21 protein-coding genes and 1 pseudogene are annotated in these 26836 nt (G+C 72.6%); 11 read left to right on the top strand and 11 right to left on the bottom strand.

Annotated elements, in window-relative coordinates; genetic code table 11:
• Positions 1-75: 75 nt before the first annotated feature.
• A pseudogene (locus FHR37_RS31455) lies at positions 76-752 on the bottom strand (sulfotransferase family protein).
• 54 nt (positions 753-806) lie between these two features.
• Complete coding sequence (locus FHR37_RS09865) at positions 807-1658, bottom strand: alkaline phosphatase family protein (RefSeq protein WP_092883724.1); 852 nt, start codon at positions 1656-1658, stop codon at positions 807-809.
• A gap of 10 nt (positions 1659-1668) precedes the next feature.
• Here FHR37_RS09865 and FHR37_RS33045 point away from each other — a divergent pair, with 10 nt between their 5' ends.
• The 4 genes from FHR37_RS33045 (at position 1669) to FHR37_RS09845 (ending at position 5191) form a co-directional block, all read left to right on the top strand.
• Positions 1669-1935 (top strand): hypothetical protein, encoded by a 267-nt coding sequence (locus FHR37_RS33045; protein WP_175542534.1) that lies wholly within the window; start codon positions 1669-1671, stop codon positions 1933-1935.
• Between the two features lie 383 nt (positions 1936-2318).
• Positions 2319-3458 carry a mandelate racemase/muconate lactonizing enzyme family protein gene (locus FHR37_RS09855; RefSeq protein ID WP_092883722.1) on the top strand — a complete coding sequence of 380 codons (1140 nt, stop codon included), beginning with the start codon at positions 2319-2321 and terminating at the stop codon, positions 3456-3458.
• Positions 3455-4282 (top strand): SDR family NAD(P)-dependent oxidoreductase, encoded by an 828-nt coding sequence (locus tag FHR37_RS09850; RefSeq protein ID WP_092883721.1) that lies wholly within the window; start codon positions 3455-3457, stop codon positions 4280-4282. The genes FHR37_RS09855 and FHR37_RS09850 overlap by 4 nt, the downstream gene beginning before the upstream one ends.
• A gap of 69 nt (positions 4283-4351) precedes the next feature.
• Positions 4352-5191 (top strand): phytanoyl-CoA dioxygenase family protein, encoded by an 840-nt coding sequence (locus FHR37_RS09845; protein WP_092883720.1) that lies wholly within the window; start codon positions 4352-4354, stop codon positions 5189-5191.
• Positions 5192-5245: 54 nt separating this feature from the next.
• On the opposite strand, the gene aceB is transcribed toward FHR37_RS09845, so the two are convergent.
• Positions 5246-6844 (bottom strand): malate synthase A, encoded by a 1599-nt coding sequence (gene aceB / locus FHR37_RS09840; protein ID WP_092883809.1) that lies wholly within the window; start codon positions 6842-6844, stop codon positions 5246-5248.
• A 219-nt stretch (positions 6845-7063) separates the two neighbouring features.
• Between aceB and FHR37_RS09835 the strand changes: the two genes are divergently transcribed.
• Genes FHR37_RS09835 through FHR37_RS09820 form a run of 4 tightly spaced genes read left to right on the top strand, consistent with a single transcriptional unit; the run spans position 7064 to position 12644 of the window.
• Positions 7064-8560: an MFS transporter gene (locus FHR37_RS09835; RefSeq protein WP_092883719.1), complete on the top strand. Its 1497-nt coding sequence runs from the start codon at positions 7064-7066 to the stop codon at positions 8558-8560.
• Positions 8557-10011, top strand: coding sequence for an FAD-linked oxidase C-terminal domain-containing protein (locus tag FHR37_RS09830; protein ID WP_092883718.1), 1455 nt, complete (start codon positions 8557-8559; stop codon positions 10009-10011). The genes FHR37_RS09835 and FHR37_RS09830 overlap by 4 nt, the downstream gene beginning before the upstream one ends.
• On the top strand, positions 9992-11182 hold the full coding sequence (locus FHR37_RS09825) for an FAD-binding oxidoreductase (protein WP_202818104.1): 1191 nt from the start codon (positions 9992-9994) through the stop codon (positions 11180-11182). The genes FHR37_RS09830 and FHR37_RS09825 overlap by 20 nt, the downstream gene beginning before the upstream one ends.
• A gap of 16 nt (positions 11183-11198) precedes the next feature.
• The gene (locus FHR37_RS09820) at positions 11199-12644 is read left to right on the top strand and encodes a (Fe-S)-binding protein (RefSeq protein WP_092883717.1); all 1446 of its coding nucleotides are present in this window, start codon (positions 11199-11201) and stop codon (positions 12642-12644) included.
• Here FHR37_RS09820 and FHR37_RS09815 read toward each other — a convergent pair.
• Positions 12629-13369: a TetR/AcrR family transcriptional regulator gene (locus FHR37_RS09815; RefSeq protein ID WP_092883716.1), complete on the bottom strand. Its 741-nt coding sequence runs from the start codon at positions 13367-13369 to the stop codon at positions 12629-12631. The genes FHR37_RS09820 and FHR37_RS09815 overlap by 16 nt on opposite strands.
• A 30-nt stretch (positions 13370-13399) precedes the next feature.
• On the opposite strand from FHR37_RS09815, the gene FHR37_RS09810 reads away from it, so the two are divergent.
• Positions 13400-14887 carry a glycoside hydrolase family protein gene (locus FHR37_RS09810; protein WP_139238976.1) on the top strand — a complete coding sequence of 496 codons (1488 nt, stop codon included), beginning with the start codon at positions 13400-13402 and terminating at the stop codon, positions 14885-14887.
• Between the two features lie 382 nt (positions 14888-15269).
• On the opposite strand, the gene FHR37_RS09805 is transcribed toward FHR37_RS09810, so the two are convergent.
• The 5 genes from FHR37_RS09805 to FHR37_RS09785 all read right to left on the bottom strand — a co-directional run bounded on the left by FHR37_RS09805 (position 15270) and on the right by FHR37_RS09785 (position 19920).
• Positions 15270-15764 (bottom strand): DUF3145 domain-containing protein, encoded by a 495-nt coding sequence (locus FHR37_RS09805; protein WP_092883807.1) that lies wholly within the window; start codon positions 15762-15764, stop codon positions 15270-15272.
• A 231-nt stretch (positions 15765-15995) separates the two neighbouring features.
• Positions 15996-16772 (bottom strand): DUF72 domain-containing protein, encoded by a 777-nt coding sequence (locus FHR37_RS09800; RefSeq protein ID WP_092883714.1) that lies wholly within the window; start codon positions 16770-16772, stop codon positions 15996-15998.
• Between the two features lie 63 nt (positions 16773-16835).
• Complete coding sequence (locus FHR37_RS09795) at positions 16836-17789, bottom strand: VWA domain-containing protein (RefSeq protein ID WP_092883713.1); 954 nt, start codon at positions 17787-17789, stop codon at positions 16836-16838.
• Positions 17786-18781, bottom strand: coding sequence for a DUF58 domain-containing protein (locus FHR37_RS09790; RefSeq protein WP_092883712.1), 996 nt, complete (start codon positions 18779-18781; stop codon positions 17786-17788). The genes FHR37_RS09795 and FHR37_RS09790 overlap by 4 nt, the downstream gene beginning before the upstream one ends.
• Positions 18778-19920 carry an AAA family ATPase gene (locus FHR37_RS09785; protein ID WP_092883806.1) on the bottom strand — a complete coding sequence of 381 codons (1143 nt, stop codon included), beginning with the start codon at positions 19918-19920 and terminating at the stop codon, positions 18778-18780. Before FHR37_RS09785 ends, FHR37_RS09790 begins: the two co-directional genes overlap by 4 nt.
• 408 nt (positions 19921-20328) lie before the next feature.
• Between FHR37_RS09785 and FHR37_RS09780 the strand changes: the two genes are divergently transcribed.
• Positions 20329-21576, top strand: a complete 1248-nt coding sequence (locus FHR37_RS09780; RefSeq protein WP_092883711.1) for a protein kinase family protein — start codon at positions 20329-20331, stop codon at positions 21574-21576.
• On the opposite strand, the gene FHR37_RS32400 is transcribed toward FHR37_RS09780, so the two are convergent.
• Positions 21548-23230 (bottom strand): lytic transglycosylase domain-containing protein, encoded by a 1683-nt coding sequence (locus tag FHR37_RS32400; RefSeq protein ID WP_175542533.1) that lies wholly within the window; start codon positions 23228-23230, stop codon positions 21548-21550. The genes FHR37_RS09780 and FHR37_RS32400 overlap by 29 nt on opposite strands.
• 167 nt (positions 23231-23397) lie before the next feature.
• Positions 23398-24828 (bottom strand): MFS transporter, encoded by a 1431-nt coding sequence (locus tag FHR37_RS09770; RefSeq protein ID WP_237768818.1) that lies wholly within the window; start codon positions 24826-24828, stop codon positions 23398-23400.
• Positions 24829-25189: 361 nt separating this feature from the next.
• Between FHR37_RS09770 and FHR37_RS09765 the strand changes: the two genes are divergently transcribed.
• Positions 25190-26683 carry a hypothetical protein gene (locus tag FHR37_RS09765; RefSeq protein ID WP_092883708.1) on the top strand — a complete coding sequence of 498 codons (1494 nt, stop codon included), beginning with the start codon at positions 25190-25192 and terminating at the stop codon, positions 26681-26683.
• Positions 26684-26836: the final 153 nt, after the last annotated feature.

The raw sequence follows: 26836 nt of genomic DNA, 5'->3' as shown, positions 1-26836 counted from the left end.
CGACGGTCTCTGCGGGCGTGACGCCCGCACGCGCGCTCGGCAGGGTCGTGTTCCCCGCCGGCGGCACGACGCGTCCTATCCGGGTGCGGCGCGGTCCGCGGATCGAAGCGACGCGAGCCGTGCCTCGTCCCTGCGAGCCCGCATCTCCTTGCGTGCCCTGTAGTCCGCGGTGCTGTTCTCGTGGGGGAAGGGCCGGTCGGGTACCGGCATTGCCAGGGCGCGGCAGATCGGATCCCAGCCATCGCCCGGCTGCCACTCGACCAGCCGCTCGGGCTCTATCTCCGTACGGACCTCGCTCAGCCACCGCTCATAGCCGGACATCGCATCGTCCGGATCACCGATATCGGTGCACAGCCCGCGGAAGAGGACCTGGAACAAAGGCACCATCGGGTCGCCATCGCCGGTCGCGAGCAACTCGCGCGTACGGGGAAGAACGGTTGCCGCCATGCTGCGATACCACTGCTCGGGATCGCCGCGACGCGACAGCAACACGGGGCGTCCGGGTATTCCGCGGCCAGGTCGCGCCAGCAGTTCGAGAACGGCGCATCCACTCCTGCGACGTAGCCGGCCAGGAAGTCCCCCCACTCAGGCGGGTGTCCCTCGATGGCGGCCACCCAGGTTCGGGCGTGCTCGGGGTGCGCGAAGGCCTCGCTCATGTGGTATACGGGCGCACCGAGGAGATACCGCAGCGCCTCACGAAGCGAGGACGTTCCGGTACGGGGCAGACCGGCGCCGATCAGTTGCAGGACCACGTCCGAAGTCTACGGACGGCTCGGCACCCGACGGGCGAGACCGGTCGACCTTGGTCAGAGGCCGAACGCCGCCCGCATCGACGGGGCGTCCGCCGCGCAACCCAGCCTTGACACCCCGAGAATCTCCTCCGTGGTCCGCAACAGCGCACAGTGCGAGAGCGGCCGGTCGCTGGACACGTTGTGAGTGTGCGGGGAGATGACGATCGTCGGGATGTGGTTCGACGAGGAGGAGCCCTCGTCCCAGGTGATCACCACGGCGAGGCGGCCGGCGCGGTAGTCGGGCCCGGCGAGGATGCGCGGAACCCACCGGGCCAGCCAGTCGTCACCGGCCCCGATCCGGCCGCTGTCGCAGCCGGACGCGCCGTGCATGTCGTTGCACAGGTCCGGTGCCACGAACGAGAACGAGGGCAGGCCGTTGTCGATGCCGCGCCGCAGTGCGCCGGAGCCGGTGGTGCCCAGCGGCACGTCCCAGTCGGCGCACCGTCCGGCGATCGAGCTGTAGTACGGCGCGGGCGCGTGCCGGGGCACGTACGTGCCGGAGTTGCCCTTGGCGCACGCCTGCGGCATCGACTCCGCGTACACCCGCCACTGACGCCCGGACGCCTGCACCTGGGAGAAGATGCTCGGCCCGCTGATCTGGTGGGAGTAGGCGTCGGAGTCGTCGCAGATTCCGTGGGTGGAGCCGCTGGTCAGCAGCAGGTAGCCGGGCAGCGACGGGCAGCCGGTGGAGTAGCCGGCCTGGTAGTTCGTCGCGGTGCCGTAGGTGCGGGCGAGCTTGGAGATGTACGGCGCGTTGCCGCCGTTCAGCACCGAGCCGTACTCCTCGTTCTCCTCCACGATCACGAGCACCTTGGTGGACCGGACGCGCGTGGCCTTGGCTGGCTTGGCGGGCCTGGCGCGTTTCACGGCGCCCGCCGTGGGCCGGTGTCGCTTCGCCGGCGCCGGCCGGGCGGTCCTGCGATGTGCGGGCGTCCTCGGGGTCGGGGTCGGGGACGGCGCGGTCGCGGTGGGACTCGGTGTGGCCGTGGGCGTGGGCGTGGCCGCGGGGGACGTGGGTGCCGGCGACGCGGTGGCGGTCCGTTGCCGCGCGGGCCCACCGGCGGCGGTGTTCCGGGTGCCTCCGATGCCGAGGGACGAGCACCCCGCGAGCACGATCGCCGCGGCGGCCAGGGCGATCAGATAGGTACGTCCGCGCACGGTGACCGACCACTTTCCTTGCTCGGATCCAGTTCCTTTCCGCGCCCTGTGATTCGTCCGTGGGAGATATCGCTTGAGTTGTTGGCCTTTTCCGGCCGTACGACTCTCCGTACGGAAATCACCGTGGGCACGGCGAAGCCCGTATGGTGACATCCCTTCCTGGGTTGGCCTAGGCCGGGCTGTCGGATGGCCGGAAACGCCCCGTGGACGGCTCAGGAAACGAATTCGCCGCACCAGTTGCCCGGAGGGGAAAAGCGACGAAATGTTCGGTCCCAAGAATTGCGGAAAGCCCGAAATCTCCAGCCCCAAAATCACGAAGAGAATCCCGTCGGCCACCTTTCGTCACCGGCGGCCGGCCCACGGGAGGGCATGATGTCGCCGCTCACCGAGCATCGCGTCACCGAGATCCGGATGGTCCGCCCGGGCGACCGCTACCCCCGCACCATCGGCCGCAACGCCCGGCTCGGATCGCACGGTGACGGCGGCCGGGTCACCGCGGTCTGCCTGGCCACCGACGGCGGTGCCCGGGGCTGGGGCGTCGCGCTGGGAGGCGCGGACGGAGTGGAGGCGGCGGCCCGGTCGCTCACCGGACGAGCGGTCGCCGACCTCTTCGACCCGGCGGTCGGCGTCACCGACCCGGCCGCGCTTCCGCTGGACCTCGCGCTGCACGACCTCGCCGGGCACCTGCTGGGCCGACCCGTGTACGAGCTGCTCGGTGCCGCCGGCCCGCGACCGGTCCCCTGCTACGACGCGGCGATCTACTTCGACGACCTCGACCCCGACGACGCGCCCCGCGGGGTGGAGGCGGTGCTGGCCAACTGCCGCGACGACGAGCGGGCCGGCCACCGGGCGTTCAAGCTGAAGATCGGCCGCGGCCACCGCTGGATGTCCCCCGGCGACGGCCTGCGCCGCGACGTCGAGGTCACCCGCGCCGTGCGGGCACAGCACCCCGGCGCCCGGATCCTCGTCGACGCCAACGACGGCTACTCCCCAGACGGGCTGCGCGCATATCTGGAGGCGGTCGCCGACTGCGGGTTGTACTGGATCGAGGAGCCGTTTCCGGAGAACCGCGCCGACCTGAGCCGGCTGCGGGCGGAGCTCGCCCGGCTGGGTTCCACCGCGCTGGTCGCCGACGGGGAGCACGAGCCGGACGTGCCCCTCCTGCTCGACCTCGCCGCCGAGGGCCTGGTCGACGTGTTGCTGATGGACGTGGTGTCGTTCGGCTTCACCGCCTGGCGCGCGTTGTGGCCGCGGGTGCGCTCGCTCGGCGTGCAGATCTCGCCGCACGCGTGGGGCCAGCCGCTGAAGACGCGGTACGCCGCGCACCTGGCCGCCGGTCTGGGCGGCGTACCGATCGTCGAGGGGGTCCCCGGGCAGACCGACGGCGTGGACGCGTCCGGCTACCGGCTGGAGGACGGCGCGCTGCACCTGCCGGGCACCCCGGGCTTCGGCATGCCGCTGCCCGTCACCGACGCCAGCACCGAACCCGTCGAAGGAGCGACCCGATGACCACGCAGGACCCGACCCCGAAGACAAGCGCGCGGAAGCCCGACTCCACCAGGGTGCTGGACAGGTTCTCCCTGGACGGCAAGGTGGCCCTGGTCACCGGGGCCAGCCGCGGCCTGGGCCGGGCGATGGCGCAGGCCCTCGGTGAGGCCGGCGCGGCGGTCGCGGTGACCGCCCGCGGCGCCGACGGAGTGCACCGGGCCGCGGAAGAGCTGCGTGCACAGGGCATCCGGGCGTACGGAGTGCGTGCGGACGTCACCGATCCAGCCGACGTCGACCGGATGGTCGCGGAGGTCACCCGCGAGCTGGGACCGGTCGACGTACTCGTCAACAACGCCGGCATCAGTGTCCCCGGCACCGCACTGGAGACCCCGGAGGAGTCCTGGCGGGAGGTGCTCGCCACCAACCTCGACGGCGTGTGGCGGTGCAGCCGGGCGGTCGCCGCGGGCACCAACGGCATGGTCGAACGCGGCTCCGGCACCATCGTCAACATCGGTTCGATGTCGGCGATGATCGTCAACCAGCCCCGCTGGCAGCCTCCCTACCTCGCCTCCAAGGCCGCCGTCCACCAGCTCACGAAGGCACTCGCCGCGGAGTGGGCGCCGCATGGCATCCGGGTCAACGCACTCGCCCCCGGCTACTTCCTGACCGAGGCCTCACCGGTCGACCAGCCGGAGTACCAGCAGTGGTGCGTCGAACCCGCCGCGATGAAACGCTACGGACTACCGGACGAGCTCGGGCCGGCCGTGGTCTTCCTGGCCAGTGACGCGTCCAGCTTCATGACCGGCTCGGTCGTCGTCATCGACGGCGGGTTCACGCTCTTCTGAGAGCGGGGAAGCCCACGCGGTGGCGGTGGTCTCGGGCCAGAGATCGGTGGAGTTCGAACAGGAGGTGCCATGTCCCAGACCGCGCACGGCACGATCACCGAGGCCGAACGCCAGAAGGCGGTGGTCGCCCTGACGACCGACGGGATCGTCGGCCGGGAGGGCGCCTTCTCCCGAGAGTTCGTACAGCAGCTGCGTGAGGACGTGGAGGCGGCCTTCGACGAGGCCCGCTCCCGCGAGGGAGGCGCCGTGGGACGCGGCCCGAACCGCTACTACGTCGAGATTCATCCGCAGGCGCTGCGCGGCTTCGTGGAGTTGGCGGACCACCCGTGGGTACGGGGGGTCGCCGAGGCGGTGCTCGGCCCCGGCTACCAGATCGTCGAGGTGGGGTTCGACGTCCCGGGCCCGGGCGGGATGAACCAGCCGTGGCACCGGGACTTCCCGATGCCGCCCGAGACCCGCGACGAGCACCGGCTGACCAGCCTGGCGTTCAACGTCACCCTCGTGGACACCGAACCCGACATGGGTCCGTTCGAGATCGCGCTCGGCACCCAGTGGGACCGCGGCGACGACTTCGAGCACGGGATGTTCCCGGACAGGGCACGCTACGGACGCTACGAGGAACGCGCGGTGCGGAAGTATCCGCGGGTGGGCGACATCTCGGCCCGCTCGGCGCTCACCATCCACCGCGGCACCAGGCATGCTTCCCGAAAGACCAGGCCGGTGCTCGTGCTCGGACTGGACGCGCCCGGTGCCGGCAACGCCGACCACCACGACCTCGCCGTCACCAGGGCCTACTGGGACGAGCTCCCGCCGCGGGTGCGGGACCACCTGGTGTGCCCGGTCGTCGACGAGCTCACCCCCATCACCCAGAAGCACACCATCGAGGGCCTGGTGATGGGCGAGCTGTGAGCCGTGACCGCCGGCGCGCCGAGCCCGCCTGCGGCCAGGACAGACCCTTGGCGTTCAGTCGATGCGTTCGTACGCCGGGACGGTCAGGAAGTCCGCGTAGTGCTCGGCGAGCGCGACGGTCTCGAACAGCTCGCGGGCCGACTGGAACGGCGCCGCGTCGAAGGCCTCCGCGCCGAGCGCCTCGCGGATCCTGGCCAGCTCCTCGTCCTCGATTCGGTGCACCAGGTCGGCGGTCACCACCTCGCCGGTGTCCAGGCGGACGTTGTTGGCGATCCACTGCCAGATCTGCGAACGCGAGATCTCCGCGGTGGCGGCGTCCTCCATCAGGTTGAAGATGGCGACCGCGCCGTTGCCGCCGAGCCAGGACGCGAGGTACTGCAACGCCACCGAGATGTTGTTGCGCAGCCCTTCCTCGGTGACCTCACCGGGCGTCGACTTCATGTCCAGCAACTCCGCCGCGGTGACGTGCACGTCGTCGCGCTGGCGGTCCAGCTGGTTGGGCCGGTCGCCGAGCACGGCGTCGAAGACCTCCTTGCAGATGGGCACCAGGTCGGGGTGGGCCACCCAGGAGCCGTCGAACCCGTCACCGGCCTCGCGTTCCTTGTCGGCGCGCACCTTGGCCAGCGCGGTCTCGTTGACCTCCGGGTTGCGCCGGCTCGGGATGAACGCCGCCATGCCGCCCATCGCGAACGCGCCGCGCCGGTGGCAGGTGCGCACCAGCAGCTCGGTGTAGGCGCGCATGCAGGGCGCGGTCATGGTGACGGCGTTGCGGTCGGGGAGCACGAAGTCGCGGCCGGCGTCGCGGAAGTACTTGATCAGGCTGAAGAGGTAGTCCCAGCGGCCGGCGTTCAGGCCGGAGGCGTGCTCGCGCAGCTCGTAGAGGATCTCCTCCATCTCGAACGCCGCGGGAATCGTCTCGATCAGCACGGTCGCCCGGACCGACCCGGCCGGAATGCCCAGGCGTTCCTCGGCGAAGGTGAACACGTCGTTCCACAGCCGCGCCTCGAGGTGGCTCTCCATCTTTGGCAGATAGAAGTAGGGGCCGCTCCCCCGGGCCAGCAGCTCGGCGGCGTTGTGGAAGAAGTGCAGGCCGAAGTCGGCCAGCGCGCCCACCATCGGCCGGCCGCCGACCAGCAGGTGCCGCTCGTCCAGGTGCCAGCCGCGCGGCCGGACGACGATCGTGGCCAGCCGGCCGTCGTCGCGCAGGGAGTAGGACTTGCCGCCGGGCGCGCTGAACGACACTTTCCGGCGTACGGCGTCGGCGAGGTTGACCTGGCCGCCGACGACGTTGGCCCAGTGCGGCGTATTGGCGTCCTCGAGGTCGGCCAGCCAGACGTTGGCGCCGGAGTTGAGGGCGTTGACCGTCATCTTGCGTTCGGTCGGGCCGGTGATCTCCACCCGCCGGTCGGTCAGGTCGGCGGGGGCGGGCGCCACCCGCCAGCTCGGGTCGTCACGGACCTCGCGGGTCTGCGGCAGGAAGTCCAGCTGCCCGGTGCGGGCGACCTCCGCCCTGCGCTCGCGACGAGCGGCCAGCAGCTCGTCGCGGCGGGCGCCGAAGCGCTCCTGTAGCTCCGCGAGGAAGGCAAGGGCCTCGTCGGTGAGGATCTCCTCGCCTCGTTCGACCTGTCCGCCCGCGACGGTGATGTCGACCACGATGTGCACCCTTCTTCCCGAGCTCTTGTTCCCGATCTTGTGCAGTGCAACGTCTAGCACATGCCACCGACGGTCGCCCGCCGGTGACCGATGCGGCCCACCCGTGATGCCCACCCGTGATCCACGCCGTGGCCCGGCCGGTCCGGAAGGCGACGAGGACTGACAGGATCGACGAGGACTCAAGCGGGTCAGCGGGGACGATCCGGAGGGAGGCGACGCGTGCCGGCACCGAGGTTCGGGGTACCCACCAGCCTGCTCGCGTCCCTCGCGTTCGGCACCGTCCTGAACCCGCTGAACTCCTCGATGATCGCGGTCGCGCTGGTCCCGCTCCAACGCGAGTTCGGCGTCGGCGTGGCGACCTCCAGTTGGCTCGTCTCCGGGTTCTACCTCGCGGCGGCCGTGGGCCAGCCGCTGATGGGGCGGCTGGTGGACCTGCTCGGCGCCCGCCGGTTGTTCGTGGCCGGCCTCGCCCTGATGTGTGCGGTCTGCGCCGCCGCGCCCTTCGCCCCCGGCTTCTGGTGGCTGGTGGGCATCCGGGTGCTGATGGCGGTGGGCACATCGACTGCATTCCCCGCTGCGCTGGTCCTCATCCGCGCCGCCGTGGAAAGCGGCGCGCCGGTCGGACGGAATCCGGCCGGGGCCACGGCCGGACAGAACTTCCCCGGCGGCCCGGCCGGGGTTCCCGGCAACGGCTCGCGTCCCCCGTCGGCCGCGCTGGCCGCGCTCACCGTCGCCGCCTCGACCAGCGCCGCGCTCGGTCCCGTGCTCGGCGGGTTCCTGGTGGCGTTCGCCGGCTGGCAGGCCGTATTCCTGGTGAACGTGCCGTTCACCGCGGCCGGCATCGTGCTCGCTGTCCGCCTGCTGCCGAAGTCGCCGCCACGCGCGAGCGGCGCGGAGCCGTTCCTGCGTACGGTCGACCTGCCCGGCCTGTTGCTGTTCAGCGCCACCCTGACCGGCCTGCTGGTGTTCCTGCTGTCGCTGGCCGACCATCCGCAGTGGTGGCTGGTGCCCGTGGTGGCCGTTCTCGCGGTTCTTCTCCTACGTCAGGAACTGGCCGCGCCGGCGCCGTTCCTGGACGTCCGCGGGCTCGCCGCCAACCGCGCGCTCTCGTCCGTGCTCGGCCAGCAGGGCGGGGTCAACCTGGTGTTCTACTGCGTCTTCTTCGGCCTGCCGCTGTGGCTGGGTTCGGTGCGCGGGTTCGGCTCGGACACCGTGGGGCTGCTGATCCTGCCGCTGGCCCTGATGGGCGTGCTGATGACGCCGGTCGCCGCCCGGGTGGTGAGCCTGCGCGGGTCGCGGGCCACGCTGGTCTTCGGGTCGGCCGTGCTGCTGGCGGGCACGCTGGTCGTGCAACTGCTGCACGAGTCCAGCCCGGTGATCGTGATCGTGGTCGCCGCGCTGTTGTTCGGCATCCCCGGCGGGTTCAACAACCTCGGCCTGCAGACCGCGTTGTACGAGGCCAGCCCGCCGGACCGGATGGGTTCCTCGGGTGGGTTGTTCCAGACCTTCCGCTATCTCGGCGCCATTCTGTCCACCAGCGTTCTCGGCATCGTGTTCGAACGCGACCTGAGCACCAGGGGCCTGCACCACGTCGGCTGGCTGATGACCGCGGTCGCGGCCGTCCTGCTGCTGCTGGCCCTCGTCCGGCACGGTGGTCGGCGCCGCCACGTAGGATCCGGGGACACGACATCGATCGCGGACGGGGAGGCGACATGACGGCCATCGCGGACCTGCGCGACACGCTCACTGCGGTCCTCGGCCCGGCCGGGGTGATCTCGGATCCGGTGGAGCTGCGCACCTACGAGTGCGACGGCCTCGCCGGCTACCGCGTGGTCCCCTCGCTGGTGCTGCTGCCGACCACCACGGCCGAGGTCGCGGCGGTCGTGCGCGCCTGTCACCGGGCGAAGGTGCCGTTCGTCGCCCGGGGCGCCGGCACCGGGCTGTCCGGCGGCGCCCTGCCGGTGGCCGAGGGCGTGGTGATCTCCCTGCAGCGGATGCGCGCGCTGGTCGAGGTCGACCCGGCCAACCACCGGGCGGTCGTCCAGCCCGGAGTCACCAACCTCGCGATCAGCCGGGCGGTCTCGGCGTACGACCTCTACTACGCACCCGACCCGTCCAGCCAGCAGGTCTGCACGATCGGCGGCAACGTCGCGGAGAACTCCGGCGGCGCCCACTGCCTGAAGTACGGCTTCACCACCAACCACGTGCTGGCCCTGGAGACCGTGCTGCCCGACGGCAGCGTGGTCTGGCTCGGCGGCCCGTCACCGGAGGTCGCCGGGCCCGACCTGCGGGGGCTGATGGTCGGCTCCGAAGGCACCCTCGGCATCGTCACCGGCGTCGTGGTCCGGCTGCTGCGCAAGCCGGAGGCGGTGCACACCCTGCTGGCCGACTTCCCGTCCATCGAGCAGGCCGGCAACACCGTGACCGACATCATCGGCGCGGGGATCGTCCCGGCGGCGATGGAGATCATGGACCAGCTGGCGATCGAGGCGTCGGAGGCCGCGGTCGGCGCCGGCTACACCCTGGACACGCCCGCCGCGCTGGTGATCGAGCTGGACGGCCCGGCCGACGAGTGCGGTGACCTGTTCGAGGCGGTGCAGGAGCTCTGCCACCGCAACGGCACGACGAAGATCCGGGTGGCCGCCGACGACGCCGAACGCGGCCGGATCTGGACCGGCCGCAAGGCGGCGTTCGCGGCGGTGGGCCGGATCAGCCCGCAGTACTTCGTCCAGGACGGCGTGGTCCCCCGCACCCGGCTGGCCGAGGCGCTGGGCACGATCGCGGCGATGGGCGCCGAGGCCGGGCTGCGGGTCGCCAACGTCTTCCACGCCGGCGACGGAAACCTCCACCCGCTGGTGCTGTACGACGACGCGCGCGGTGAGCACGAGCGGGCCGAGAAGCTGTCCAAGGCGATCGCCGAGCTGTGCGTCGACCTCGGCGGGTCGCTGTCCGGCGAGCACGGGATCGGCACCGACAAGGCCTGCTCGATGCCGGTGATGTTCGGCGAGGACGACCTCGCGACCATGGACCGCGTACGCCGGGCGTTCGACCCCGACGGGCTGTGCAACCCCGGAAAGATGCTGCCCACGCCGCGCCTGTGCGGGGAGAAGCCGGGACCCTACCGACCCCATCCGCTGGAGGCCGACGGTGTCATCGAGCGTCTCTGACCGCACCTCGACCGACGGGTTGCCGACCGTACGCCCGGCCGACCTGGCCCAGGCCCGGGACACGATGCGCGACGCGGCGCGAGCCGGTCACCGGGTCCTCGTGCGCGGCGCCGGCACCGCCCAGTCGTGGGGCGCGCCGGTCGAGCCCGTCGACGTGGTGGTGGACACCACCGGGCTGGACCGGTTGGTGGCGTACAACCCGGCGGACATGACCGTCGCGGTCGGCGCCGGCATGGCGATGGCCGACCTGCAGGATCGGCTGGAGGGCCAGCGGGTCGCCCTGGACGCCGCGCGGATCCCGGCCGGCGCCACCGTCGGGGGCCTGCTGGCCACCGGTGACGGCGGACCGCTGCGAGCAAGCTATGGCACCCTGCGCGATCTCGTCATCGGCGTGACGGTGGTGCTCGCCGACGGGACCGTGGCGCGCAGCGGCGGGCACGTGATCAAGAACGTCGCCGGCTACGACCTGACGAAGCTGTTCGCCGGCTCGCTGGGGTCGTTCGGGCTGGTCGTGGAGGTGGTGCTGCGCGTGCACCCGCGGCCGGAGGCGAGCCGCACCCTCGCGGTTCCCTGCCCGGTGACCGAGGCGGTGCGGGCGGCCGGCGTGGTTCTGTCCTCGCCGCTGGAACCCGTCGCGGTCGACTGGCACGACGACCGGCTGCTGGTGCGTTTCGAGGGGACGACCGCGGGTGCGGTCGCCCGGGCCGACAAGGCGCGGGAGCTGCTCGGGAGCGGCGAGGTCCTCGGCGGTGACACCGAGGAGGCTGCCTGGTCGGGCCTGGCCGCGCTGGTGCGTGGCGAGGAGGGGCAGACCGTGCTGCGCGCGGGCACCCGTCCCGACCAGCTACCGGAGTTCGCCGGGCTCCTCGGCACCCTCGCCGAGCGGCACGGCGTGTCGGCGGCCCTGACCGCGGGCGTCGGGGTGGGCGTCACGACCGTCGCCCTCACCGGCGGGAGTCCGGCCGGCCACGGCGCGGTGCTCGACGGCTGGCGGGCGCGGGTGCTGGCGGCCGGCGGCAGCGTCACCGTCCACCGTGCGGCGGAGGGGACGTTCGAGGTCGCGCCGGCCTGGGGTCCCGCGCCCGCGACGGCGCCGCTGCTGCGGTCGATCAAGCAGAGACTGGACGCAGACCACCGGCTGGCCCCGGGGCGGTTCGCACCGTGGTTCTGACGAGAGGACGTTCGCGATGACCGACCATCTCGCCCAGCCCGCCCCCGCGGGCGACGCCGGGTCCGAGGACATCTTCGGCCACCTTCACCCGTCCGCCGGCGAGGGCCGGGCGGACGGGCCCGGCAACTTCGACGCGCACCACCCGCCGGACAAGGAGCTCCTCGACGACTGCGTGCACTGCGGGTTCTGCCTGCCCACGTGTCCCACGTACGCCCTGTGGGGTGAGGAGATGGACTCCCCGCGCGGGCGGATCTACCTCATGGACCTCGTGCGCGAGGGCTCGGCGTCCTTCGACGACCAGCTGGTGCGCCACTTCGACACCTGCCTGGGCTGCATGGCATGTGTGACGGCCTGCCCGTCCGGAGTGCAGTACGACAAACTGCTGGAGTCGATGCGGCCGCAGATCGAGCGCCACCACGAGCGCGGCTGGGCAGACCGTACGTTCCGCGAGCTGGTCTTCGCGCTCTTCCCCCACCCCCGCAGGCTGCGCCTCGCGGCGATCGGCGGGCTGGCCTACCAACGCAGCGGCCTGCCCGGGCTGCTGCGCCGGGGGCGTCTCCTGGACCGGCTGCCGGCCAGGCTCCGCGCCCTGGAGTCGCTGCTCCCGCCGATCCGGGCCCGCGACCTGGTGGCCGACCCGCCCGAGCGGGTGGCGGCGGTCGGCACCCCGCGCCGCAAGGTGGCCGTGCTCACCGGCTGCGTGCAGCGGGTCTTCTTCTCCGGCGTCAACGCGGCGACCGTCCGCACTCTCGCCGCCGAGGGGTGCGAGGTGCTGATCCCGCCCGACCAGGGCTGCTGCGGCGCGCTCAGCATGCACACCGGACGCGAGCCCGAGGCGCTGACCCGTGCCCGGGACACGATCGCGACGTTCGAGCGGTACGACGTGGACACGATCGTGGTCAACGTCGCCGGGTGCGGTTCGACGATGAAGGAATACGGCACGCTGCTGCGCGACGAGCCCGACTGGGCCGAGCGGGCGGCGGCGTTCAGCGCGAAGGTGCGCGACGTCACCGAGGTGCTCGCCGAGCTGGAGCCGCGCGCCCCCCGGAACCCGATCGAGGGCCGGGTCGCCTACCACGATGCCTGCCACCTGGGTCACGCCCAAGGGGTGCGGACCGCGCCGCGGGCGATGCTGGCGACCATTCCCGGGCTGGAGGTCGTCGACCTGCCCGAGGCGGAGCTGTGCTGCGGCTCGGCCGGGGTCTACAACCTGCTCGAACCCGACGCCGCCGCCGACCTCGGCCGGCGCAAGGTCGCCAACGTCCGTTCGGTGCAGCCCGACCTGGTGGCCACCGCCAACCCCGGCTGCCTGCTGCAGATCCGCCGGCACCTCGGGGACGAGGCACCGCCGCTGCTGCACCCGGTCGAACTCGTGGACGCCTCCATCCGGGGCGTGTCACCACTCCCACTGCTCCCACCGGTCCCACCGGCGCCGGTGGCGGCGCCTCAGGACGTGGCCTGAGGACCGGGTAGCCGGGCGGCGATGCCGTCCAGCAGGCACTCCACGCCGAGCGCCACGCTGTCGTCGTCGCTGGGCCCGGTCGGTGCCGCCAGCCAGTCGCGCAGCAGCGGGCACCGCGCGCCGTCGGCCAGGTCGGTCATCGCCTGGATCGCGGCCACGAAGTCGCCGGCGCCTTCCAGGCCGTACCTCATCCGCGTCCGGTGCTCCTCGGCCGCCTGCAGTCCCGCGCCGATCAGGTGCCGGTCGAGCAGGGCGGTGTACGTCATCGCCTGACCGACCGTCAGGCCCTGGCCGGTCAGCACGGCCAGCACGAACTCCGTACGCCGCATCAGATGCGGACCGGCCGGCGGCCGGGTGTGCAGGAGTTCGGCCCACCACGGATGCCGGACGATCATCTGCCAGGTGCGGGCGGCGAGCCCGGCGAGGTCCGTGCGCCAGTCCGGGCCGGGCGCGCCGGGCAGGTCCACCTCGGCCACGGCGGCGTCGAGCATCAGGTCTGTCAACCCGTCCTTGCTCACGACGTGCCGGTACAACGCCATCGGCGTGACCGGCCCGAGCCGGGCCGCCACCGCCTGCATGGTCAGCGCGTGCCGGCCCCCCTCGTCGGCGACCTCGACGGCGGCGCGCACGATCTCCTCCCTGTGCAGGCCGCGCCGACCCTCGGGCAGCGGGCGGGCCCAGATCGTCGTAATGGAGGCGGGAACGTCGGAAAAGGAGGTGGCCACCCGCAGAGTTTACGCCATACACTTCGGTTTATGTCATATACCTCGCAGTCGCCGAACGCCTTCGCGGATCCGGCGGACATCAGGTTGGGGATCGTTCGCGGGATCAGCTACGGGCTGTTCGGGCCGCCGGACGAGTTCGTGCCGCAGACCCGCGGGCTCGGCGCCGGGCTGGTCCGGGCGTACGTCTACTGGGGCCAGGTCGAGCGCACCCCCGGTGCGGACGACTGGTCGGTGGTGGACGCGTTCCTCGACCAACTCGACGGCACCGAGGAGGTCTGGGTCACGGTCTGCTCCAGTTCCACCTGGGCGACCCGCCAGGCGACCGACTTCCTGCCGCCGTCCCCGGCCCACGAGCTGACCGCCTACGCCGACTTCGTACGCCGGCTGGTGACCCACTGCGCGGGCCGGGTGCACTACTGGCAGTGTGACAACGAGCCCAGCAACACCGGCCTGCTCTGGGCCGGCACCGCGCCGGAGTACCTCGCCCAGCTGAAGGCGATGTACGCCGCGGTGAAGGAGGCCGATCCGAGCGCGGCCGTGGTACTCGGCGGCTGCGGCTACGACGTGCTCTCCAGTGAGCCGGGCAGCCCGGCCAGGGAGTTCTTCGACCACCTCGCCCGGGAGGGCCGCGACCACTTCGACGTCTTCGACGTCCACCTCTACGACGAGCCCGCCCGGATCCTCGACCACCTCGCGACCGCGCGGTCGCTGATGCGGGCCCACGGCTACCAGAAGCCGGTCGTGGTCGGTGAGTACCGCGGCCCGACGCCGTTCTGGTTCCCCGAGGCGATGGCCGCGATCACCGAGACGATGATGTCCGCGTTCGCCGGCGCGACCGAGGCGACGGCCGACCTCGGCACCGCCGAGCTACGGGCCCGGGCGGGCTGGGAGACTCCGGAACGCAGGGCGATGCGGGCGCTGTACGCCCGGCCGGACCTACCGCCGGAGCTGGCGATGTTCCTGGCGGACTGTCCACCGGACCTGGAGGCGAGGCGGCGCCGGATGGGCTGCCGGGACCTGGTGATGCGCAACCTGCTGGCCCTGTCGGCCGGGGTGCGGCGCACGATCTGCTGGGACCTCGCGCCGGAGGTGCCCGGCCGCGTCGACCACCTCACCATGGCCCACCTGATGTACGCGACGTTCCCGTTGCTGGACTACGAGGGAACGAAGCTGAACGTCCGGCACCCGGAGGCGGAGACGTTCGCCCTGCTGACCCGGCTGCTCGCGGGCGCCCGGACGGTCGGCCGCCGCACGGTGCCGGGCCGGCCGGAGGTGGCGGCGTTCGACGTCGACCGTGGTACGGCTCCCCCGCTGCTGGCCGTCTGGGACGAGCAGCGGGACCTCTTCGCCGGTGAGGACCTTCCCGCGCGACCGGTCGAGGTGTCGTGGCCGGCACTCGGCGAGGGCGCGTCCGTGCGGGCGGTGGACGTGTTCGGGGCCGCCGTCGCGGTGGAGCCGCGGCCGCATGCGGTGGTGCTTCCGGTGTCCGTCACGCCGGTGTTCGTCTCCTGCGGCTGAGCCGGGGCGTCCTGACGGCCCGGCCACGCCAGGCACGCCATGCACAACAGGCACCCCGAGAACACCAGGCACGCGAACCTCGGGAGAGAGCCGAAGCCCCGCACAACGAATGAGGGCGTGACCACCCAGGAGTGGTCACGCCCCACGTGGTGCGGCCGCGTGCTCGGCTGCCGAGGTCGCCCCTGTCGGCCCACCGCGCGGCCACGTCTTTGTGTGTGGCACACGTCGTCTGTGAAACAAGAAGTCGAGTGGCTCAGCTGCGAGATCGAGGTGTTTGTGTCTCGCAGCCCTGCGTCACCGGAAGATTACCCTCACGCATGCCAGTTCGGTCAACCCCAACCAATCGGTAATATCGCAGACCTTCGGCCAGGCTTCGCAGCGCTCACACGACCTGGTGCAGCCAGCGGACCGCAGCGCCCTCGCCCGCGTGCCGGAACGGCTCCAGCTCGTCGTCCCACTGCTTTCCCAGCACCCGCTCCAGCTCGTGCTCCAGCGGGGACTCCCCCAGCCGGGCCTTCACCATCGCCGCCTTCAGCCGGTCCTCGGGGACGAGGATGTCGCCGTGCGGGCCGGTGACGGCGTGGAAGAGCCCCAGCGTCGGGGTGTAGGAGTAGCGGGCGCCCTCGCAGCCGGTGCTCGGCTCCTCGGTCACCTCGTAACGCAGCTGGCGCCATCCGCGAAGTGCGGAGGCGATCGCCGCGGCGGTGCCGGGTTTGGCCTGCCAGGACAGCTCGGTTCGCTGGGCGCCGACGCAGGCAGGCTGCGGCGTCCAGTCGAAGGTCACGCGCACGCCAACAACGCCGGCGACTGCCCACTCCACGTGGGGACATACCGCCGACGGCGCCGAGTGGACGTACAGCACACCTCGTGTCGTCACCGGGACCACCTCTCCTGGTCGAGCGAGCGCCTTCCCCAGCGTCCTCGACTCATGAAGCAGCAGTCCGGTTCCGGCTCAGTGTGCCGGAAGCCTCCGTCGTTCGCCATCCGCCCCGCGTGTCGCGCAATCGGCGAGTCGCTGGCCGGCTCCTGCGCGCAGTGCGGCGGGCCGTCTCGCCGTCGGCCGAGGGAAAGGCCCGCGCCGCCGGATCCGCGGTCGCGACCAGGACGCTCAGATCCCTGCCAGGGAACGCGGATCGGGCGTACGGGTGACGGTCCGGCCGGTGGCCGCGGCCAGCCCGGCGAACGCCGCCGCGTCCACCACGGCGGCGCAGCCCGGGTCGTTGTTGAAGTACGCGAAGACGTCGGCGCCGTCGCCGTAGGCGTCCGCGATTCGCTCCACCCAGGACTTCAGCGCGGCCCGGCCGTACCGCGGCCACGGCCGCGCCCTCCCCTCGTGGAAGCGGACGTAGCCCCAGTCCGTCGTACGCCACAGCGGGGTGAGCGGGCGGCCCAGCCGGTCGGTCCAGGCGAGCGCCGCGCCGTGCCGCTCGAGCAGGCGGCGTACGTCGTCGGTCCACCACGACTCGTGCCGCGGCTCGACCGCGACCCGGACGCCGGCCGGGAACGCGGACAGGCACTCGTCCAGCCGCTCGGGCTCGGCGCGCAGGTTGGGTGGGAGCTGGACCAGGATCGGCCCGAGGTTCCCGGCCAGGCCGCGGGCGTGGTCCACCAGGCGGTGGACGGGTTCGTCCGGCTCACGCAGCCGCTTGATGTGGGTGAGGAACCGGCTCGCCTTGACCGCCACCGTGAAGCCCGCGGGCAGCCGGGCGTTCCACGCCTGGAAGGTTTCGTACGACGGAAGCCGGTAGAACGCGTTGTCCAGCTCGACCGTGGCGAAGTGCTCGGCATAGTGCTCCAGCCACAGCCGTAGCGGCAGCTTCTCCGGGTAGAACCTCGCCCGCCAGTCGCGATACATCCAGCCGCAGGTCCCCACCAGGATCGGCATCCGCGCAGACTCCTCTCGGGCCGGTCAGGGCCGCCGGTCAGGGCAGCCGGTCAGGGCCGCCGGTCAGGGCAGCCGGCCGAGGAACAGCATCGACGCCCCGGCGGCGCACAGCGCCATCAGCAACGCGACCCCGGTCCACCAGGAGGTGATCTCCTGCTTCTCCCGCGTGTAGCCGACAGAGGAACCGATGTCGGTGTAGACCTGCTCCAGCTCCTGGCCGGACTCCGCGGTGTAGCTGCGCCCGCCGGTGTCCGCGGCGATCCGGCGCATGGTGTCCTCGTCGACCGGGACGGGGGTGCGCTGCCCCTCGATGTCCACGGTGCCGAACGGCGTACCGAACGCGATGGTGTAGATCGGCACCTTCGCCGCCTTGGCCGCCGACACCGCCTCGTCCACGCCGCGGCCGACGTTGCGGTAACCGTCGGACAGCAGCACGATCCGCGCCGGCGGCGGGTCGCGCGGGTGGTCGGGGTCGGGCGGCACCTGTTTGATCGCGTCGAGCGAGGTGAAGATCGCCTCGCCGGTGGCGGTCGACTCGGCGAGCTGCAGGCCGTTGACGGCCCGCTCGACGTCGTCGCGGTTGGTGGTCGGCGGGACCAGAATGCTCGCCGTGCCGGCGAACGACACCAGCGCGACGTTGAACTTCTCCGGCAGGTCGCCGACGAACGCGTTCGCGGCCTGCTGTGCCGCCTTGATCCGGCTGGGCGAGACGTCGTCGGCCCGCATGGAGATCGACACGTCGACGGCCACCACGATCGTGGCGCGTTCGCGGGGCACCCGCACGGTGGCCTCCGGCCGGGCGAACGCGGTGACCATCAGCCCGACACTCGCCAGGCTCAGCCCGAGCGCCACGTGCCGCCGCCAGGCCGGGCGCCTGGGCGCCACCCGGGACAGCAACGCGAGATTGGTGAACCGCAGGGCGTACCGGCGCCGGCGCCGCTGCAGCAGGAGGTACGCCACCACCAGGACCGGCACGATCAGCAGCAGCCACAGCCGCTCGCCGGCGAGGAACGTCATACGCCTGCTCCTCTCGCGGGCGGGGCGTGCAGCCGCTGGGCCACCCGGCGGTGCCCTAGGACGAAGCGCGCGGTGTCGGAGACCCAGTCGCGGTCGGTTCGCAGGGTGAGGTGGGCCGCACCGGACCGGCGTAACGCGGTCCGGACCCGCGCGCGGTGTGCGGCGGCGGCCTCGGCGTACTTCGCCCGCAACGTGACGTCGCCGGTGTTCACCTCCTGCACGTCACCGGTCTCGGGGTCGGTCAGCCACACCACGCCGACGTCGGGGATCTCCAGCTCGCGCGGGTCGAGCACCTCCACCACGAGCACCTGGTGGCGGGCGCACAGCAGCCGCATCGGGCGTTCCCAGGCCAGCGGGGTCCCGGGGTCGTCGCCGGAACCGTCCAGGAAGTCCGACACCACGACCCGCAGGCCGCGGCGCGGGTTGGTGCGGGAGAACCGGTCCAGCGCGGTGGAGAAGTCGTCGTCGGCCTCGTGCACCGGAGTACGCGGCTCGGTCAGCAGCGACCGGAGCAGGCCGTACAACGCCAGCCGGCCCGAACGCGCCGGCCAGCGCCGCACCCGGCCACCGCGCAGCACCACCCCGCCGAACCGGTCGCCCAGCCGGTGGGTCAGAAAGCCGACGGTGCCGACCGCGGCCACCGCCAGCTCGCGCTTCTCCAGCGCGGCGGTGCCGAAGTCCATCGACGCCGACATGTCGACCAGCGTCCAGGTCTCCAGCTCCCGGTCGGAGATGACGTCGCGCACGTGCGGTGTGGTGGTGCGGGCGGTGACCGACCAGTCCATCCGGCGTACGTCGTCCTCCCCCGGCCGGTACACGCGCGCCTCGGCGAGCTCGGTGCCCGGGCCGGGCAGCAGGCCGAGGTGCTCGCCGTGCAGAAAACCCTCCAGCCGGCGGACGATGGTGAGCTCCAGCCGGCGCAGGGCGCGTTCGGGCGCGAGGTGGGCCAGGCTGAGCTCACCTCGTTCGTTGGTGGAAACCCGCTGGGTCACCGGAACTCCGGCCGCCGCGCGCCGCCGTGGCCGCCGTCGCCGTCGTCCCCGGGCTGAGCGGGCTGGTTCGGCTGGTTCGGCTGCTGGTGCGGTTGACCTGGCTGACTCGATTGGCTCGGTTGGCCCGGCTGGCTTGGCTGGCTCGGCTGGGCGTGACCGGGCTGGTTCGGTTCCGCGGTGTCGCCGGGCTCCTGCCGCCACACCGGGCGCGGAGGGGGTACGACGGACAGGACCCGCTCGACCACGCTGGACGCGCGTACTCCGTCGGCGACCGCGTCGAACCCCAGCACCAGCCGGTGTGGGATCACGTCGCAGGCCACCTCCTGCACGTCCTGCGGCAGTACGTAGTCGCGGCCCCGCATCAGCGCCAGCGCCCGCGCGGAGGAGACCAGCCCGAGCGAGGCCCGCGGACTCGCGCCCACCTCGATCACCGACGCGAGCTCGGGCAGGTGGTACTCCGCCGGGCGCCGGGTGGCCAGCACGAGCCGGACGATGTAGTCGGCGACCAGCCGGTGCACGAAGACCTGGTCGGTGGCGTGCTGGAGAGCGATGATGCGTTCGGGGTCCAGCACCCTGCGCGGCGTGGGCGGGTCGACGCTCATGCGTTCCAGGATCCGGAACTCCTGCTCGGCGTCGGGCAGGTGCACGTCGACCTTCACCAGGAAGCGGTCCCGCTGCGCCTCCGGCAGCGGGTAGACGCCTTCGGACTCGAGGGGGTTCTGGGTGGCGATGACGATGAACGGCAACGGCAGCGGGAACGTCCGCCCGCCGACCGACACCTGGCGTTCGGCCATCAGCTCCAGCATCGCCGACTGCACCTTGGCGGGCGCGCGGTTGACCTCGTCCGCTAAGACGAAGTTGACGAAGACCGGGCCGAGCTCGACGTCGAACGACTCCTTGCTCGGGCGGTAGATCCGGGTGCCCACGATGTCGGACGGCACCAGGTCGGGAGTGAACTGCAGCCGGGCGAAGTCGCCGCCGACCACCGTGGCGAACGTACGGACCGCGAGGGTCTTGGCCACGCCGGGCACACCCTCCAGCAGGCAGTGCCCACGGGCGAGGAGCGCGACCATCAGGCGTTCGACCATGTGGTCCTGGCCGACGATGACCCGCTTGATCTCCGCCAGCGCCTCGGCCATCAGGGACGCCTCGACGGCCGGAACACCGGAGGCCGGAGACACCGCGCCGTTTCCGGTGTGGGCGGAGTCGTGCGCACTACGGTGGTTTGGGTCGGGAGTGGCGTCCTGTCCCGGTGCACGCCCGGATGGGTGCACAGATGAGTGCCCCGATGAGTGTTCCGTCGAGCGCTCGGGTGGGGGGCCGGTCGGGTGCGCGGTCGAGTGCCCGGTTGTGTGGGCGGCGTCGGACTCCGGCTGGCTTTCGGCCTCGCTGCGGTCAGGCGTCGTCATGTGGCGATTCCTCTCCGGGCGTGGGGACGTCGGTATCGTCTGCCACGCGACCAAGCGTGCCACCAGTTCGCGCACCACACCCGGCCCGCTCCCTTTCCACAGCCTTCCCAGGCGGCCCGGATCACCACGGGGGTTCCGATGACCGACCCGCTGCGCCCCACCGACCCGCGGCAGTTCGGGCGGTTCGGGGTCCGTGGCCGACTTGCGCAGCACGCGGCAGGCGTGGTGTTCGCGGCGTACGACCCGGCCGGTCGCCCGGTGGCGGTCACGGTGCTGCACGCGGGGGCGGCGGCCGACCCGGCGGTCCGTACCCGGTTCGCCCGTGCGGTGGACGGTCTTGCCCTGCGCGAGCCCGGCCGGGTGCTCGCGGCCGAGTTCGCTGCGGAGCTGCCGTGGGCGGCGGTCGCCGACGCCGGACCGGGCGCGACGCCCGGGCCCGCGCTCGGGCTGCTGGACGCCGCGGCGCTGCCCGGCGCCGTCCCGGGCGGCAGGTCGTGGGGCCGGCACAGCGGGCCGGAGTTCGCACCCCACTGGACCGGTTCGGCGGCCGCGGACTCCGTTGCCTCCGCGACCTCCGCCGCGGCCCGCCCCGCACCCGCGGCGCCCGGTGGACCGGCGGACGCCGTACGCCCGGCGAACGCCCGCCGGTCCCTGGCGATACTCGCCGTCGCGGTGGCGGCGGCCCTCGCCGTCGTCGTCGGCGGCGCCCTCGCCGCGAACCTCTGGCTGGGCGGCCGGGACGACCGCTCCGCCGGCACCGCCCCGGCGTCGCCGTACCCCGGCGGATCGCCGGACGCCGACCTGCCCACCGCCGTTCCCAGCGCTCCGCCCACGATGTGGCCCCGGACGCCTTCACCGCAGCCGACCTGGACCGGTGCGGACGGCCCCGACGGACCGGTCGCCGGCCCGACGTTCGGAGTCGGCGAACCGACCGTCACGATGAACCTCGCGGGGCTGCCGTTCGAGTTCCGCGTGCCCAGCTCGTGGGGATGCCTGCGCAGTACCCACGGCGGACAGGGATCGGTGCGCTGGGTGTGCGTCGACGACTCCTACGCCCTGTCGGGCAGGCCCGGCACCCCGCCCGGCGGGATCATCGAGGTCCGCCGATGCCCGGCACCGTGCGACGGGACGGCCTGGGCGGAACTCCGTGACCAGCTGCCCCGCCCGCAGACCGACTGGCGGCGTACCGACGACAGCACGACCTATGCGGAGTGGTCGGTGGGCACCGGTGCCGAGCTCCAGGTGTCGGTGGCGATGAGCCACGTCTTCGCCGCGACCCGCGGCGGTCCGGCCGACCAGCACGTGGCGGTACGCCTGACCGGCGCGCCGGAGGACAGGAAGACGCTGCAGAAGATCGTCAACGAGGTCCGCGCGCGGACTCCCTGACCGGACAGGCACGCGTCGGGGTCGGTTTCGGCGTCGGCTTCGGGGTCGATCTCGGCGTCGCGGTCGGGTGCGCGGGACCGGGCGTGGCGGTGGGACGCGGGGTCGGTCGCGGAGTCGGTCGTCGGGTCGGTCGTGGTGTCGCTGTCGGCGAGGGCGATGCGGTGTTCCGGGAGACAGTCGGGGTCGGGGTGGGACTTCCGTCCGGCGCACAGCTGGGTGCCGGCGTCGGGACCGGTGTCGGGCTGGCCGAATGCGTCGGAGTCGGTGACGGGGTGTGCGTCGGCCGGCGGCTCGGTCTCGGGGTCGCGGTCGGCTTCGAGGTCGCGGTCGGCTTCGGGGTCGGCTTGGGCTTCGTGGTCGCGGTCGGCTTCGGCTTGGGCTTTGCGGTCGGTCGCGGCGTGGCGCTCGGTGCTCGGCTGGGGGTTCGGCTCGGTCGCGCGGTCGGCCGCGGGCTCGGCCTCGCGGTCGCGGTGGGCTTGGCAGTAGGCCGTCTGGTCGCGGTGGCAGTGGGGCGAGGGGTGGACGGCGGATCCGACGTGGCGGTCGGGCGTGGATTCGCCGTCGAGGTGGGGGCGGGCGCCGGCACGGTCGGGGCGGGCGCGGGCACCGTCGGCTGGCCCGGCTGCCCGGGTGCCGGCGGATACGTCTGGCCGGGCACCGGGGGGTATGGATACGGGTAGGGGTACGGATACGGGCTGCCGGGATAGGCCGGATAGCCCGGGTAAGCCGGATAGTTCGGATACCCGTAGGGATACGGATAGGGATACGTCTGGCCCGGCGCCGTCGTGGGGGCGGCGGTGGGCGCCGGCCCGGGCAGCTGGCCCGGAACGACGGGAACAGGTGCCGGCGCCGTCGAGGTGGGCGCGGGCGTGGGATCGGGAACGGGCGCCGACGTGGGCGCCGGCAGCTGCGCACCGGCCAGCGGGCTCTGGTCGGTGCCGGGCAGCGGTGCCGACCGGCCGGCCGTGTACGCGTCGATCCAGGACAGGACCTTCTGGACGTACTGCGTGGAGTTGTTGTAGCTGTAGAGCGCGGTGGCCAGCTCCATTCGGTTGGACAGGTCCCGCCGGCCGGTGCAGAGGTAGTTGCCGGTGGCCAGCGACGCGTCGTACACGTTGTTGATGTCGAACACGCCGTCGCCGTTCCCGTCGGCGCGGTACCGCGACCACGACGCCGGGATGAACTGCATCGGGCCGACCGCGCGGTCCCAGATGACGTTGCCGTCCAGCCGGCCGCGGTCCGTGTCGGCGACCGCGACGTAGTTGCGGCCGTTCAGCACCGGGCCGAGGATCGGCCGCAGTGTCGTACCCGCGCTGTCGACCGCGCCGTTGCGGGCGTGGTCGGTCTCCACCTTGCCGACGCCGGCCAGCATCTGCCAGGTCAGCCGGCACCCCGGCGCCGCCCCGGCGAGCCGCACGGCGGCCGCGCGGTACGCCTGCAGCACCACCCCCGGGATGCCGAACTCCGACGGCGGGGGCGCTGCCGTGGAACTCCCTGGCGGCTCGACGGTGGTGATCGCCGTTCGTTGACCGTTGGCCGCCGACTGGCTGCCCTCGGCGGCGGCGAAACTGTTGTACGGCTGGCTGGAGGCAGCCGGGATCAGGGACACCGCGATAGCCGCCGCGGCCAACTGCACCGCCGTTTTCAGCCTCATCGGCAACCCCCCGGAACTCCCACGATCGCACGGGCGTCCGGGGCTGACAGCCCTACTCGTCATCCGGAGGGGGGTGGTTCACAGTTTCAGCGGACGACCGCCCGCCGAAGAGTTCGACCGAAGCCGACGGTGGGACAGTTTCCGCCGGTGGCCGCCGGCCGTGGGGCTCAGTCGCCGACCGTCGCGGGGCCGGTGTTCGCGTCCGCACGTACCCGTCGCCCCAACACGATCCCCGCCGCCGCGACCAGGATCATGACGAGATAGATGCTGCTGTAGACCACTCCTGCTGACGCCTGTCCGTGCAGGCCGGCGAAGATGACACCGCCGAGTCCGACCAGCGCGACGCTCCCGAACGAGTCGGAGACCTGTGCGGCCGCACCGGCGGCGCCGTGTTCTTCCGGCCGGGAGCAGCCGAGCAGCAGCACCGAAAGGCTGGCCGTGGCCAGCCCCATGCCGAGACCACCGAGCACACAGCCGAGTGCGGCCAGCCATGCCGGGACGACCGGCAACACGGTGAGCAGCCACACCCCGATCCCCAGGGTGAGGAACACCGCGCCGTTCTGCACCAGGCGTGGCCGGGTGGTGCGCAGTGACGGCCGGCTCTGCCACCACGAGCCCGCGGTCCAGCCGAACGACCCGACCGTGAGCGTGAGGCCGGCAAGGGTGGCCGACAGGCCGCGGTGTTCGATGAGCATCAGGGGAACGAACGACTGCGCGCCGAAGAAGGCACCGGCGAAGATGCCGCGCATGCCCACCACCGCGGGCAGGCCGCGGGCGAACCGCAGCGTTCCCGGCGGAAGCAGTCTCGGCAGGCTCAGCACCAGGGCCGTGACGCCGGCCACGACCAGGAGGAGGCTCCACCAGGTGCGCTCCTGACCGGCGTACTGCAACAGGCCGATGCCTACCGCGGCACCCAGCGCGCGCCGCTTGCGGCCCGACCGTGCGGCCGACGGCTCGACCGTCGGCAGCCCACGCAGGCTGGGGATCACCAGGGCGAGCGGGAGAATCGTCAGCGGCACCAGGCCGAGGAACACCAGCCGCCAGGTGAAGTGCTCGGTGACCGTGCCCGCGATCACCGGCCCGACCACCGAGGGCAGCACCCAGGCGCTGGAGATGGCGGCGAAGACCCGAGGGCGCAACTGCTCGGGGAACGCGCGGCCGACGATGACATAGAGGGTGACGACGACCGCGCCGCCGCCGAGTCCCTGGATCATCCGCCCGAGGACGAACAGCGCCATGGTGGGTGCCGCTCCCCCCACCAGGAGGCCGACGCCGAACAGCACCGTGCCCACGACGAAGGGAAAGCGTGGGCCGAGGCGGTCACACAGCTCGCCGGACAGCACCGTGGCGAACATGCTGGCCGTCATGAAGCCGGAGAACCCCCAGGCGTAGAACTCCAGGCCGTTCAGGTCCTTGACCGCCACCGGCATGGCGGTGCCGACCGCCATCCCCTCGAACGCGACCAGCAGGACCAGGGAGACGATGCCGATCGTGAGTGCGCGGTAGGGCGGACGGAGGATGCTGTCCTTCGCCGTGGCGGGGGTCTGGTCGTCGGGGGTCTGGGGGACGGCTGCGGCCGGGGTCCTGGATGCACTCACGATGAGCCACGGTATCCGGCGCCACCCCCAGAGCCCATCGGAAATAGGTCCGATCTCTGTCCGCCTCCCGACCTAGGCCGCGAGCGTTCGCGGCTCTCGGTCCCGGTGACGCTCGCTCCGCGGCCACTCCGTCCGGGGCGCTCGGCCAGAGGCGCTCCGTCCAGGGGCGCTCCGTCCGGGGCCCGCTCGGTCGGGACCGAGCGTGACGGTGAGGCAACCGGAGTTGGCCAGAAGTTCGTCCCGCGTCTGCTGTCCCCGCCGAAGGATTCCCACGAAGCTGGTGACCCTCGCCCGATCTCGGCATCGACCCGCCATCGGCCCGGGCGTGAACCCGGGCTCGAACCCTTCTTGGAGGAAGCAGATGCGTGTTCGTCGTTCCGGTGCCCTCACCGCGGCGGTGGGAGCAGCGTCCCTCGCCGCCCTCACCTGCCTCGCCGCACCGGCCGGTGCGCTGACGGCCCCGGCCCCGGCCTCGTCCGGCCCGTCCGGCCCGTCCGGCGGGATCTCGTCCGGCACGGCCGCGACCGCGACCGGGGACCGCCAGCCGTCGTCCTTCGCGGTACGCCGGGACGGGCAGCCGGTGCGGGTCCCCGTCCGGGCGGCCACCTCCGGGGAGGCCCTGCTGGACCTGACCGTCGCCGCGCCGGGCACCGACTGGGCCGTACGCGGCAAGGAGTCGGCCGTGCTGTCGGTGTACGTCGACCGGACGTACGAGACCGACGTCGTGGTCACCGGCGACGCACCGGTCGCGCAGCAGCTCGCCCTCGGCCACCTGAACCGCGGCCCGCACATCGTCGAGCTGAGGTTCGCCGGCGAGCGGTCGGCGCCCGTCGCGCAACGGGTCGAGGTGTCCCGCTTCGCCCTCGACGTGCGCGGCAGCGCCGACGCGGACTACCCGGCCCTGCGGTTCGCGCCGATCCTGCACGGCCGCGACCTCGCGGCGTACGGCGACGCGAACCAGAACGCCACCACCGACACCCCGCTGATCGCCTGGCACGAGTCCGCGTCGGCCTCCGCACCCGGACACACCCGGCTGACGTACTCGATCATCTGGAGCAACGAGGACGGCGGCACCAACACCCCGGCGCTGATGGCCCGCTGGGGGCGGACGACCGACATCGAGTGGATCTACGCGGTCGAGCTGGACGAGCACGGTGAGCGGGTGCCGGGCAGCGACACCTACCAGGCGCCGAACCACCAGACGCTGCACTTCCAGGGCAGCTACCAGGGCGACCACCCGCAGCTGCAGACGTGCACCTCCAACAACAACGTCTGTGACGTGGTGGACAACCCGATGCGGTTCTTCCCGTCGGCGCTGCGGACCCGGCCGGCCGGCAAGGCCCGCGAGGCGGTCATGGACGCCAACCCCTGGACGTACCTCGTGATGGCCAAGGAGATGATCCGCGAGGGCAAGATCGAGGCGCCCGCGGCCGGCACGCCGTCCACCCCCGAGGTCAGCGACCAGCGCAACTACCTGTACGCGGTGGTGAAGAAGTCCACCGACGGACCCAACTCCGGCTCGTCCTGGGTGGGCGTCGCGCTGGGCGTACGCCTGAAGTCCGGTGACACGGTCTACCTGTCCCACCACGAGGAGCCGAGCTGGTCCCTGCAGCGCGACGACCCGGCCGCGACCACGGTGGAGCTGCCGGCCGGTACGACCCAGGACGACATCGCCGAGATCACCGCCCACCGCGTCGTGGTCGGCACCGACTCCGGTGCCACGGTCCACGTCACCGGCATCGAGCGCGGCTTCCTGCTGGGGCAGGACTACCTCCCCCAGCCGTCGTTCGTGTCCTGGTCGGGTGACGTGGCGCTGACCGCAGGGCAGCCGTCGGCGGTGCTCTGGAGCCGGTGACTGCCCGACTCCGGAGCCGGTGAGCCGGTCGCCTGACGCAGGGCCGGCTCACCGGCTCCGCTGCCGACCCGGCGGTGACCGGCGTGCCCTATCCTGAATGCCGGTTCACCGGCGGTGGGGCTCGCCGGCACAAACCGCGGCATCGGCGCCGCC

This window comes from Actinopolymorpha cephalotaxi (genome assembly GCF_013408535.1).
GTDB classification, from domain to species: Bacteria; Actinomycetota; Actinomycetes; order Propionibacteriales; family Actinopolymorphaceae; genus Actinopolymorpha; species Actinopolymorpha cephalotaxi.
The sequence above is the reverse complement of the archived record's forward strand: the minus strand, read 5'-3'. Positions and strand labels throughout refer to the sequence as shown.